This window comes from Streptomyces sp. NPDC032745, from assembly GCF_055579465.1.
In genome coordinates, this window is sequence record NZ_JBVING010000033.1 from 1 (window position 1) to 12,390 (window position 12,390).

Consider the following 12,390-nt stretch of genomic DNA (forward strand, 5'->3'; position numbering starts at 1 on the left):
TTGTTGCGGGGTCCGGGTTGCCGGAGCGGGTGGACGCGGGGCTCGCGGCGTATGTGATCTACACCTCTGGTTCCACCGGCCGCCCCAAAGGCGTCGTCGTCACCCATGCCAACCTGGTCCAGCTCCTCACCGTTCTGAGCGCGGACATCGGACTCGGTCCCGAGGACCGACTCCTCGCCGTCACCACCGTGTCCTTCGACATCGCGGCGCTCGAACTCTTCGCCCCGCTCATCCGGGGAGCCCGCGTCGTGCTCGCCCGCCGGGCCGAGGTGCTCCACCCAGCGGCGCTGGCCGCCCTGGCCGAGGCCTCGGGCTCGACCGTGATGCAGGCCACCCCCACCCTGTGGCGGTCACTCCTTGCGGAGGTCCCCGGGATGCTGCGCGGCATGCGGGTCCTCACCGGGGGCGAGGCCCTCCCCGTGACGACCGCCGCCGGCCTGCGATCCCACGCCGCCGAGGTGTTCAACGTCTACGGCCCGACGGAAACCACCATCTGGTCCACCGGCGGCCGGGTCGGAGCCGGCGCTGTGACCATCGGGCGTCCCCTCGGCGACACCCTGGCCTACGTGCTCGACGAATGGCTGCGGCCCGTGCTCCCCGGGACGCCCGGCGAGCTGTATCTCGCCGGGCCCGGAGTGGCGCGCGGCTACTGGCGCGGCCCGGCCCTCACGGCGGAACGGTTCAGCGCCGACCCGTACGGGCAGCCCGGCACCCGCATGTACCGCACGGGAGACGTGGTGACCCGGGACGCCGACGGCACCCTCCTCTTCACCGGCCGTGCCGACGACCAGGTCAAGGTGCACGGGCACCGCATCGAGACGGGCGAGGTCGAGGCCGTCCTCACGGGGACCGGGCTGGTGGCGGAGGCGGTGTGCGTCCTCCAGCACACGGACGCGGGCCCCCGCCTCGTCGCCCACGTGATCCCCGTCCCCGGTCGGCGGGTGGACACCGGGGAGCTGCGGTTGATGGCCACGCTCCGCCTCCCCGCCGTCATGGTTCCCTCGGTGTTCGTCACGGCCGACGCCTTCCCGCGCACCGACAACGGAAAGGTCGACCGCCGGGCACTGGCGGCCCGACCGGCCGACACCCCCGCAGGCCGGGCCCCCCGTACCGACCGCGAACGCGAGCTGTGCGACTTGTTCGCCCGGATCCTGGACATCGCCTCCATCGGCGTGGACGAGTCGTTCTTCGAGCTCGGCGGACACTCCCTGCTGGCCACCCGCCTGATGACCCGGGTTCGGACCGACGGGGGAACACGGCTCCCGGTACGGGTCCTGTACGCGCACCCGACGCCCGCGGCGTTGGCGCGCCGACTGGAGTCCGCCGAGTCCGCCGAGGGAATTCCCGTACTGCTTCCGCTGCGCCGGGAGGGCGCCCAGCCACCACTGTTCTGTGTCCATCCGGCCGCCGGCATCAGCTGGGTCTACGCCGGCCTCGTGCCCCACCTGGACGAGGGCCGCCCGGTCTACGGACTCCAGGCTCGCGGCCTCGGCCCCGAGGGCCCCGAAGTGCGTGAAGGCCCCGACCGGCAACTACCGTGCAGCATCGAGGAGATGGCGGCCGAGTACGTCGAGGAGATCCGCCGCTTACGACCGCACGGGCCGTACCACCTGCTCGGCTGGTCCTTCGGCGGTCTGGTCGCCCACGCCATGGCGGTGCAGCTGAGGGCCGAGGGCGCGGAGGTCGGCTCCGTACTGCTGCTCGACGCGTATCCCACCGGCGTGGAGGGGCCGAGCGCCCCTGCCCCGGAGCCCACCGAAGGAGATCCCCGGATCGCCCGTCTGCTCCGGGAGTACGCGGACATCGCCGGTCCCGTCTTCGAGGAGACCGACACCGCGGCGATCAGCCGCGTCTTCACCCACAACGAAACGCTCATGCGGTCCTTCGCACCGGGCACCTACGACGGGGACGCGCTCCTCGTCGTCGCGACCGGCGACAAAGAGCCGGACACAGCGCTGCCCGCCCGCTGGGACGGACACCTTACCGGCCGCGTGCTGCGGACCGACCTCGACTGCACCCATGACGATCTGCTGCGCGGCCCCGCCCTGGGGCCGCTCGCCGAGGTCGTCTCCCGCGCGCTGCTGCGCGCCGAACAACGAACAGGGGACCCGACGGCATGACCACGACCGCCCTACCCGCCGTGTCGGACCTCGACACGATCGACCTCACGGATCCGCAGACCTTCATCAGTACGGACCTGCCGGAGATGTGGCGCCGGTTCCGGGCCGAACGCCCGGTGCACTGGCATCCCGAGACCATGGCCGGCCCGGGCTTCTGGGTACTCTCCCGGCACGAGGACGTGATGGCCGTCTACCGGGACGACACCTCCTTCACCTCTGAGCACGGAAACGTCCTCGCCACCCTGCTCAAGGGCGGGGACTCCGCGGCCGGCCACATGCTCGCCGTGACGGACGGACCGCGCCACGCCGCGATCCGGACCCTGCTCCTCAAGGCGTTCTCGCCGCACGCCCTGGGCAGGGTGGTCGACGGCATCCGGGAGCGCACCGAGGAGCTCATCCCCAGGATGGCGGCCAAGGACGACTGCGACTTCGCGAAGGAGGTCGCCGAGGTGATTCCGATTGCTACGATCTGCGATCTCCTCGGAGTCCCCATGGGTGACCGCCAGTTCCTGCTCGATCTGAACAAGGAGGCTCTGAGCTCGGTCGATCCCACCCACACCGAACTCGATGCCGTGGCGGCCCGCAACGACATCCTGCTCTACTTCTCCGAGCTGGCCCGGTACCGCAGGGAGAGCCCCGTCGATGATGTCGTCAGCGTCCTCGCCACGGGTCAGGTCGACGGGAAGCCCCTCACCGAGGAGGAGATCGTCTTCAACTGCTACAGCCTCATCCTCGGCGGTGACGAGACCAGCCGGATCTCGATGATCGGAGCGGTGTCCGGCTTCGTCGAGCACTCCGACCAATGGGCCAGGCTGAAGAGCGGCGCCGTGTCCCTGGAGAGCGCCGCCGAGGAGGTGCTGCGCTGGGTCACCCCCACCATGCACTTCGGCCGCAGGGCACTGACCGATGTGGTGATCGGCGGTGAACTCATCGAAGAGGGTGATGTGGTCACCCTGTGGAACAGCTCGGCGAACCGCGACGAATCGGTGTTCCACGAGCCCGGCCGGTTCGACCTGGCGCGCACTCCGAACAAACACGTGGCGTTCGGTTACGGCCCCCACTTCTGCCTGGGGGCCTTCCTGGGCCGGTCGGAGCTGCGGGTGGTGCTCGACGTCCTGCGCCGCAGCGTGGACCGCATCGAACTCAGGGGAACTCCCGCTCCCATCTACTCCAACTTCCTGCACGGGCTGGCCACGCTGCCGGTGAGCCTGCGACCGGCTGCTTCGACCTGACCGGGGGTGCCGCGCCCGGTCTCGCGGCCGGGCGCGGACAGGTGCCGGTCGAGGAAGGCGGTGACGAGGCGGAGCTGGCGCTTCAGCGTCGTACCGGGATCGGCGTCGCCGATCAGTTCGGTGATTCGCTCGCGGGGCAGGCCGAGCTGGCGTTGCAGGTCGGGGAGCACCGCCTGGAAATCGGTGAAGGCGAAGTGCCGGGTGCCGGGGAGCCGTTCGAACGTGACGTTCCGGGGCGACCGGGCCGTCAGAACGCGCGGCAGGGCGGCCGGGGAGCCCCGGTCCGAGCCCAGGATGAGGAAGGGGCGGTCCAGGCCGCACCGCAGGATGGTCCGCACCCCCGGCCACAGGTGCTGGTCGGTGGTCACGTTGAAGCCGTCCAGGTCGATGCCCGCGTCGATGCGCGGGTCCTTCGCCATGGCCTCAGCGGCTGTGATCCCCCCGGCAGAATGCCCGAGCAGGGCGACCCTCTCCAGGTCGAGCGCGGAGCCGAGCCCGCCGGGGAGCTTGCGCAGGACGCTCTGTCGGGCCAGGGCGGACAGGACGAACTCCGTGTCCTGGAGGCGCACCAGCATGGGCTTGGCGAGGCCGTCCTCGGTGCGGGAGCCGGTCGGCCGGCCCCAGACGGCTTCTCCGTCGTCGAACTGGACCCCGAAGGCTTCGTGGGTGTGGTCGACCGTCACCACGATGTAGCCGCGGCTGGCCAGTTCCTCCACGAGGACCGTGCCCCAGGCGCGGGTGGTGGCCATACCGTGCGAATAGACCAGCACCGGACGTGCGGCGAGGGGGGAGGCGACGGGTGCGTCGATCGCCGCGTGGGTCGTCGTGGCCGCCCAGTCGATACGGCCGGGGGCCGTGCGGAGGACCCGTTCGGCCTGGTCCGCGAACCGGGCGGCGACCGGTGCGGGCATCCAGGGCGCCCGCTCCGTGCCCGCCGTGCCCGCCGAGGGGTACCAGAGGCTCACCATCAGCCGGCGGGGGCCGCTGTGCGTCCACGGATCGATGCGGTCCTCGTCGACGAGGCGCAGCGTGGTGGTGCCGACCGGGAATCCACCGGAAGGCTCGGGGAGGCGCGGCACCACCGATGGCGCCGCCGGTGCCGCGCCCGTGGCCTCCGTTGCACCGTGCGGCGCAGCTGATGGGGGTGGGGCCAGTCCCGGGAGGACCAGGAGCGCGAGGACACCCGTGAGGAGGGCGGCCGGGCGAAGGCGTCGTCGGAGGTGCATGGGCCCACTGTGGCGCCGCTGCGGCGACCGGCGCATCGGCCGGTCGGCCGGGCCCTCCCCTCACGTTGGTGGGGCGTCTGAGCGGCCGAAAGTCGCTCGAACGGGACGTCCGTGCGGGTGAACCGGCCGTGCCGGGAAAGGGGTCAGCGTGCTTGCCAGGCCAGGCGCAACGCGTCGAGGTGCTCGAGGCCGCCGAGTACGGCGTCCGTGTCGCCGACGAAGTCGATCAGGCAGGCGACCTCGTCCACACCGATGGCGTGCACCTGCTCCAGCATCTTCAGCCCCGTCTCGACGGTGCCGAACAGCCCGCCCGTGGAGAAGTAGCGCTCGAAGGCACGTTCGACAAGGAAGTCGACGTCCTCCGGCGCGAGGTCGTCCGGGTCGAGGTCGGGGAGTACGTCGCCGGCGGCCTGTGCGAGCAGCCCGATCGAGCTGCGCAGGTAGTTGCTGAACGGCTCCCGGACGGTCTCCCGCACCGTGTCCACGTCGGTGCCGAGGAAGGTGTGGAGCATGAGCACCACGTGCCCCGGCCCGTCGGTGTGGGCGGCCCGGTAGGCGGCGATCTTCGCCGCCAGGTCGTCAAGGCTCTGCCCGAGCAGATGGGTGAGCACGCCCACGCCCAGCTCGCCGGCCGCCCGGAAGGCCGCCGGGTTGCCCGAGGCGGTCAGCCACAGGGGCAGACGGGGGTTGACGGGTGCCGGGAACGTCTGTACCTGGGTGTCGTTGCCGTCCCCGTCGACGACCTTGAGGTGCTCGCGCCGCCACAGGCGGCGCAGTTGGTCGATGGTGTCCGCGAGGATCTCCTTGCGGCCGCCGTAGTTCTCCGGGCGCAGGGAGAAGTCGACGGCGTGCCAACCGGAGGCGAGGGAGATGCCGACCCGGCCGCCCGACAGGTTGTCGACCACGGACCACTCTTCCGCGATCCGCAGCGGGTGGTGCAGCGGTGCGACGACACTGCCGGCCCGGATGCCGACGCGTTCGGTGACGGCGGCCACTGCGGCACCCGTCACCGCCGGGTTGGGGTAGAGGCCGCCGAAGGAGTGGAAGTGCCGCTCCGGGGTCCAGACCGCCGCGAAATCATGCGTGTCGGCGAAGCGCGCTCCTTCCAGGAGCAGCCGGTAACGGTCGTTGGAGCCCTCGTCGGCGAAATAGAAAAGACTGAAATCCATGGCTCTCCTTCTGGGAGGTGCGGAGCTGACGGTGCGTTGGCCCGGCGACCCTAGTCAGCGGTGCCGGCGGTGGTCAACTGTTGTCAGAGTGATTCGCTTCGTGATCAACTGATGTAAAAGTCATGGTGTCGCGCCGCCGATCAACGCGCTGGACGACAACCGCAGTTGGAAGACATTGGAGCTCGGATGACTGCCATCGCCCCAGAACTGGACCCGACCGAGGCCGTGGCCCGATCCTCGGGCTGGCCTGCTTGTGGACCGTGGACGCAGTTCAAGGTCCTCACCGCGCGCAGCATGCGCGACTACCTCTCCGACCGTCGGCTGCTCGCCCTGCAGATGCTGCAGTCCCTGCTGCTCCTCCTGATGTTCAGTCAGGTGCTCGGCAACGTGGCGAATCCCGACCACTTCCCCTCCGGGGTCTCGTACATCGACTACCTGATGCCCGCCATCCTGGTGACCACGGGTATCGGATCGGCCACCGGCTCCGGCTCGCAGTTGATCCGGGACATGGAGAACGGAATGCTGACGCGGTTCCGGACCCTGCCCATCGACATGCACTGGATCCTGTTCGCCCGGGCCGCCACGGATCTCCTGCGGCTCATGCTTCAGATGGTGGTCACTCTGGTGTGCGCCGCGGCCTTCCTGGGGTTCCGGCCCCATGGGGGGCCGGTGGGGGTCGCGGCCGCGATGCTGCTGGCGATCCTGGTGATCTGGTCGCTCACCTGGATCTTCATGGCGCTGGCGGCCTGGTTGCGCAGTGCCCGGATCATGCAGAGCATCAGCGCCGTCGGCCTGCTTCCGCTGATGATCGCATCGAGTGCCTACATTCCACTCGACAGCATGCCTACATGGCTGCATGCGGCCGCGGTGGTGAACCCGCTGACGTATGCCGTGGACGCGTCGCGGGCGCTGGCCCTCGGTACCCCGGCACTCGCCGGAGTCCTCGCATCCGTCCTCACGAGCGGGCTGGTGGCGGCGATTGCGATGTTCGCCGCGGTGCGGGGGTTCCGGCGCCCGTCGGTGCAGTGAAGGGGCTGCAGAGCAGGGCTATTTACGTGAGTTGACCAACAATGTAGGTGCCATGGATGTCAGTTGACGCTCTCTCGGGCGTGTGGTTAGCATCGCCCGGCGAGATCAACTTCGCACATCTGCTCGACATGGACACGAGCGCAATGGGGGACGACTCGTGAAAAGCGAGTTCAGTACATTCCAGGATCGGATCGGTGAGCTGGAGACCGGGTTCGCCGATCCCTTCGCACCGGACAACCCGCTCGGATTCCACCGAATCCTGGAGGCCGACGAGCAAGCCGAACCGTTCAAGGACGGCGAAGCCTTTCTTGACGACTACGGCCTCAACGCCGAATTCGTACCGGCCGAACTCGGTGGCCGCCTGACCCGTCTCGACGAGCTCGTCGAGGTCATGCGGGCGGTCTACCGGCGCGACCCGTGCATGGGTCTCGGCTACGGCGCGAGCTCGTTCATCTCCGCGGTCAACGTGTGGACCGCCGGCAACACCGAGCAGCAGCGCACCACGGCGGGCTGGCTGCTGGCCAACCGCAAGGTGGCCGCATGCTACCACGAGCTGGCCCACGGCAACGACATGGCGCGCACCGACTTCCAGGCCGTACCGGGCCCCTCCGGCCTGGTGCTCAACGGCCGCAAGGAAGTGGTCACCAACATCCGGCGCAGCGACGCGCTCGTCCTGTTCGCCCGCACCGACTCCAAAGCCGGTACCCGCAGCCATTCACAACTCCTCGTCGACAAGGCGGACCTCGCAGCCGACCGCATGACCCATCTGCCGCGCTTCCGGACCGCCGGCATGCGCGGAGTACAGCTGGGAGGCATCGAATTCCGCGACTGCCCCCTGCCCGCGGGTGCCGTCATGGGGGAGCCCGGCCAGGGGATGGAGACCGCGATCCGATCGTTCCAGATCACCCGGACCACCCTGGTCTCGATGTTCACCGGCGTACTGGACACCGGACTGCGGATCACCCTGCGCCATGCCCGGACCCGTCCGCTGTATGGCCGGACCGCGGCCGACCTGCCGCACGTCCGTTCCGTGGTCACCGGTGCGTTCGCCGACCTGCTGCTTTGCGACGGCTTCGCGACCGTCGCCACCCGCGCCCTGCACCTGCTGCCGGCCGAGACCTCCGTCTACGCCCAGGCCGTGAAATTCTTCGTCTCCAAGGTGCTGATGGACGCCATGAGCCGCCTCTCCGGGGTGCTTGGTGCGCACTTCTACATCCGGCAGGGCGAGGCCGCGATCTTCCAGAAGATGCTGCGCGACATCCAACCCGCAGGCTTCGGGCACGCCGCCCGAGCCGTCTGCCAGGCCGGCCTTCTGCCGTACCTCCCCCTCCTGGCCCGACGCTCCTGGCGCGGCGGAACGGCCCCGGCGCCCGCCGAGCTGTTCCAGCTCGACCGTGACCTGCCGCCCCTGCCGTTCGACCGCCTCACCGTGAGCGCCTCCGGTCGCGAACGCCTGAGCTCCGAACTGGCCGCCGGCCTGGACGACCTGCCCGAGGGCGGCGACCACATCACCCGCGAACTCCGCTCCTCTGCACAGCACTTCGCCGCAGAGCTCCGCGAGCTCGCCGATGTGTGCGAGAAGCTGCCCCCCGGCGAGCTCTCCGTCACGGCGGACTCCGCCGCGTACGACCTCGTCACCCGGTACACGAGGGTGCTGGCCGCCGCAGCGTGCTTCGGCACCTGGCGGCACAACCGCCGGCACCCCGATCCCTTCCTGCGCGACCCGGTGTGGGCGGCGGCCGCCCTCCACCGGCTCCGCGCCCCCATCGGCGCGCCGATGCCCAGCCTCCCCGAGCACCTCGAACGCCCGCTGTACGAGGAACTGACCCGGCGGCTCGACTCCTCGCGCGGCTTCGGCCTCGGCTCCCCGGCGCTGTCCCCTTCCTGACGGATCGCCCGCACAGCACGCAGCACGCAGCATTCAGCGCACTGCGCGACGCGCACAGGCCGTGTACCGCGCGGCTCCATCGCCCCACCCACCCACCCACACTTCCCCTGGGAGCCAGCCATGTCCGAAACCGCAGACCGCATCGACGCCGGCGCCCTGCGCACCTGGCTCACCGAAAGGGTGGCGGACCTGCTCCGGATGCCCCCCGAGGACATCGAATCCCACCGCCCCCTGCCCGACTACGGCCTCGACTCCATCTACGCGCTCTCGATCGTCGTCGAGATCGAGGACCACCTGGGCCTGCAGCTCGAGGCAACGATGGTCTGGGACCACCCCAGCATCGACTCTCTCGTCGAAGTACTCGCCACGAAGACGGCAGAGGCTTCCTGAGCACGTTCGCCACCTGAAGGTCCGCTCACTGAACAAGGGAATGGGAAGCAAGTGTCTGAGGTTCGTTCCGTTCGTCGTGCCCTGTCGGTAGCCCAGAGCGGCATCTGGACGGCCCAGCAACTGGAGCCCGCCAACCCCTGTTTCAACTGCGCGGTCGTCTTCGAGATCACCGGGGACATCGACACCGCCGCGCTGGAGCAGGCCGTCCGCCGGACGATCGCCGAATCCGAGGCACTCCTCGTACGGTTCGAGGTCGAGGACGACGTGCCCTGGCAGCACAGCCGCCCGGACGCCCCCGTCGACCTGCACCGGATCGACCTCACGAACGAAGCGGATCCCGACCTGACCGCCGAGCGCCTGATGCGCGAGGATCTGGCGAGGGTCATCGATCTGACGAACGAACTCCCCTTCCGCTACACCCTGTTCACTGTCAACCCCAACCGTTGGCTGCTCCACCTCCGCTACCACCACATCGTCATGGACGGCTACAGCCAGTCCCTCCACACCCGCCGCCTCGCTGACCACTACACGGCCCTCACCACCGGCGCCACCGTGTCGCCCGCCACCTTCGGGACCCTCGATGCGCTCCTCACCGAGGAGTCCGAGTACCGGACCTCCCGGCGGCGCGACGACGACGCTGAGCACTGGCGCGAGACGCTCGCAGGTCTCGACGAGCAGGTCGGGCTCTCTGGCCGAACCGCCTCCGCCTCTCCCACCGCCCTGCGCCTGCTCCGTCACCTGTCGCATCAGGACGCCGAGGAACTCACCGGCCCCGGCGGCCGCTGGTCGTCCACCGTCATAGCCGCCGTGGCCGCATACCTGCACCGGCTCAGCGGCTCCGAGGACCTCGCCCTGGGCCTGCCGGTCAGCACTCGGGTCACCCGCACCACCCTCGCCACCCCCTCCATGCAGGCCAACGAGCTCCCCCTGCGACTGGCCGTCCGCCCCACCACCACCTTCGCCGAACTGGCCGAACAGACGACCCGGCGCATCGGCGCCGTCCTGCGCCACCAGCGCTACCGCGCCGAGGACATCCGTGGCGACCTCGGCCGCTCCGGCACCGGCAGCACCCTCGTCGGCCCACAGGTCAACATCCTCGCCATGGAACGCACCCTGGCCTTCGGCTCCGCCCGCGCCGTGTCCCGCCAGCTCTCCACCGGCCCGGTCGCCGACCTCACCGTCAACGTGTTCCGCGCCGATGGGGAACTCGGCGGATGGGACATCGAATTCGCCGCCAACCCCGCCCTCTACACCGAGCAGGACCTCTCCGCGCACCAGGACCGGTTCCTCACCTTCCTGCGCCGGGCCGTGCTCCACCCGGACCGTGCGATCGGCACCCTCGACGTCCTCGAAGAAGCCGAGCACGACGCGCTCTCCCAGTGGAACGACACCACCCGCGCCGTCCCCGTCACCACCCTTCCCCAGCTCTTCGAGGCACAGGTCGCCAAGACCCCCCACGCCGAGGCCGTGCACTTCGCGGGCGTCACCCTGACCTACGCCGAACTCGACGAGCGGGCGAACCGACTCGCCCACCACCTGATCGACCACGGCGCGGGCCCCGAGCAGCTCGTCGCCCTCTCGCTCCCGCGCTCCCTCGACATGGTCGTCGCGGTGCTCGCCACCCTCAAATCCGGGGCCGCCTACGTCCCGGTCGACCCGCAGTACCCCGCCGAGCGCATCACCCACATGCTCCAGGACGCCGCCCCCGGCCTCCTGATCACCGCCCGTGCCGTGACCGACGGCCAGCCGACGCCCGCCAGCGACGGCATCCGGACCGTCCTGCTCGACGACCCCGAGACCGCCCGCGCGATCGGCGCCCGGTCCGGCGCAGCCCCCACCGACACCGAACGCCTCCACGCGCTCACCCCTGCGCACCCCGCCTACGTCATCTACACCTCCGGCTCCACCGGGACCCCCAAGGGCGTACTCGACCTGCACTCGGGAGCGGTCAACAGGCTGCTGTGGTACGGCAGCACGTACCCCTTCGCCGAGAACGAGCCGGTGCTCGTCAAGACCTCCCTCAGCTTCGTCGACGGCACCACCGAACTCCTCGGGGTCCTCGTCCACGGAGCCCTCGCCGTACTGGCCGACTCCGCAGCGGAGAAGAGCTCCATCGACATGGCACGGCTGATCGCCCGGCACCGCATCGGCCGCATCACTGTGGTCCCCAGCCTGCTGACCGCACTCCTCGAAGCCGAGGAGGACCACAACCTCGACAGCTGCACCCTGTGGGTCAGCAGCGGCGAGAGCCTGCCGCCGGCGCTCGCCGAACGCTTCGCGCAGGTCCTGCCGCACGCCCGCCTGATCAACTTCTACGGCTCCTCCGAAGCCACCGGCGACAGCCTCCACGCCCCCTGCGCCACCGACCGGGTCACGCTTGGCCGTCCCGTGTGGAACACCCGCGGCCATGTGCTGGACTCCTCGCTCCAGCCCGTACCCGCGGGCGCCACGGGTGAGCTGTACCTGGCGGGTACCGGTCTCGCCCGCGGCTACCTCGGAAACCCGGCCCAGTCGGCCGAACGGTTCGTCGCGGATCCGTACGGTGCCGCAGGCGACCGCATGTACCGTACCGGCGACCTCGTCCGCCGGACCCACGACGGCGAACTGGAGTACGTCGGCCGCAGTGACCACCAGATGAAGGTGCGCGGCTTCCGTATCGAACCCGGAGAGATCGAGACCGCCCTCGCGACCCACGACCGCGTCGGCCGGTCCGTCGCCGTCGTACGGGAGGACCGCCCCGGCGACCGCCGGCTCGTCGCGTACATCGTGCCCGCCGCCGGCGACGACGCACCCACCCCGGCCGACCTCCGTGCGCACCTTGCAGCCCGGCTCCCCGGCCACATGATCCCCGCCGTGTACGTCACGCTCGACGCCCTGCCACTGACCCCCAACGGTAAACTGGACCGGCGGGCCCTGCCCGCACCGGACGCCGCAACCACCCCGACCGGCACGAAGCGCACCGCACGCACCCCCGCCGAGGAACTGCTCTGCGGCCTGATCGCCGAACTCCTCGGGCTCCCGGACGTCGGCATCGACGACGGATTCCAGGAACTGGGCGGCGACAGCGTGCTGGCCCTGCGTCTCGTCAACCGCGCCCGGCGCGCGGGCCTCACCCTCACAGCACGCGACGTCTTCAGCCACCCCACCGTCGCCGAACTGGCCGCAGCCGGCGGAGGCCCGGCCCAGGACACGGTGACGGAACTCCCCCCGGCGCTACCGGAAGCCGAACTGGCCGAACTGCAGGGGTCTGTTCCTGGTGGTGTGGTGGATGTGCTGCCTTTGTCTGCTTTGCAGGAGGGGTTTGTTTTCCACAGTGTGTTTGATGAGTCGGTTGCG

General features: G+C 70.3%; 8 protein-coding genes. 6 read left to right on the forward strand and 2 right to left on the reverse strand.

The window, feature by feature from the left end; translation table 11 throughout:
* Both ACZ5WG_RS40635 and ACZ5WG_RS40640 read left to right on the forward strand, forming a co-directional pair.
* On the forward strand, positions 1 to 2,120 hold a 2,120-nt coding region (locus tag ACZ5WG_RS40635; protein ID WP_468729679.1), incomplete at its 5' end, for an alpha/beta fold hydrolase.
* Positions 2,117 to 3,352, forward strand: a complete 1,236-nt coding sequence (locus ACZ5WG_RS40640; RefSeq protein ID WP_468729680.1) for a cytochrome P450 — start codon at positions 2,117 to 2,119, stop codon at positions 3,350 to 3,352. The genes ACZ5WG_RS40635 and ACZ5WG_RS40640, both read left to right, overlap by 4 nt.
* Here ACZ5WG_RS40640 and ACZ5WG_RS40645 read toward each other — a convergent pair.
* Positions 3,286 to 4,578, reverse strand: a complete 1,293-nt coding sequence (locus tag ACZ5WG_RS40645; protein WP_468729681.1) for an alpha/beta hydrolase family protein — start codon at positions 4,576 to 4,578, stop codon at positions 3,286 to 3,288. The two genes, ACZ5WG_RS40640 and ACZ5WG_RS40645, sit on opposite strands and share 67 nt — an antisense overlap.
* 143 nt (positions 4,579 to 4,721) lie before the next feature.
* Positions 4,722 to 5,747, reverse strand: a complete 1,026-nt coding sequence (locus ACZ5WG_RS40650; RefSeq protein ID WP_468729682.1) for a MupA/Atu3671 family FMN-dependent luciferase-like monooxygenase — start codon at positions 5,745 to 5,747, stop codon at positions 4,722 to 4,724.
* Positions 5,748 to 5,933: 186 nt separating this feature from the next.
* Between ACZ5WG_RS40650 and ACZ5WG_RS40655 the strand changes: the two genes are divergently transcribed.
* The 4 genes from ACZ5WG_RS40655 to ACZ5WG_RS40670 form a co-directional block, all read left to right on the forward strand.
* On the forward strand, positions 5,934 to 6,776 hold the full coding sequence (locus ACZ5WG_RS40655; RefSeq protein WP_468729683.1) for an ABC transporter permease: 843 nt from the start codon (positions 5,934 to 5,936) through the stop codon (positions 6,774 to 6,776).
* A gap of 157 nt (positions 6,777 to 6,933) precedes the next feature.
* Entirely contained in the window at positions 6,934 to 8,664 is a 1,731-nt protein-coding gene (locus tag ACZ5WG_RS40660) for an acyl-CoA dehydrogenase (protein WP_468729684.1), read from the forward strand.
* Positions 8,665 to 8,784: 120 nt separating this feature from the next.
* Entirely contained in the window at positions 8,785 to 9,054 is a 270-nt protein-coding gene (locus ACZ5WG_RS40665) for an acyl carrier protein (RefSeq protein WP_327745261.1), read from the forward strand.
* A gap of 51 nt (positions 9,055 to 9,105) precedes the next feature.
* Positions 9,106 to 12,390 (forward strand): amino acid adenylation domain-containing protein (locus ACZ5WG_RS40670; RefSeq protein WP_468729685.1); only part of this gene is annotated, 3,285 nt, incomplete at its 3' end.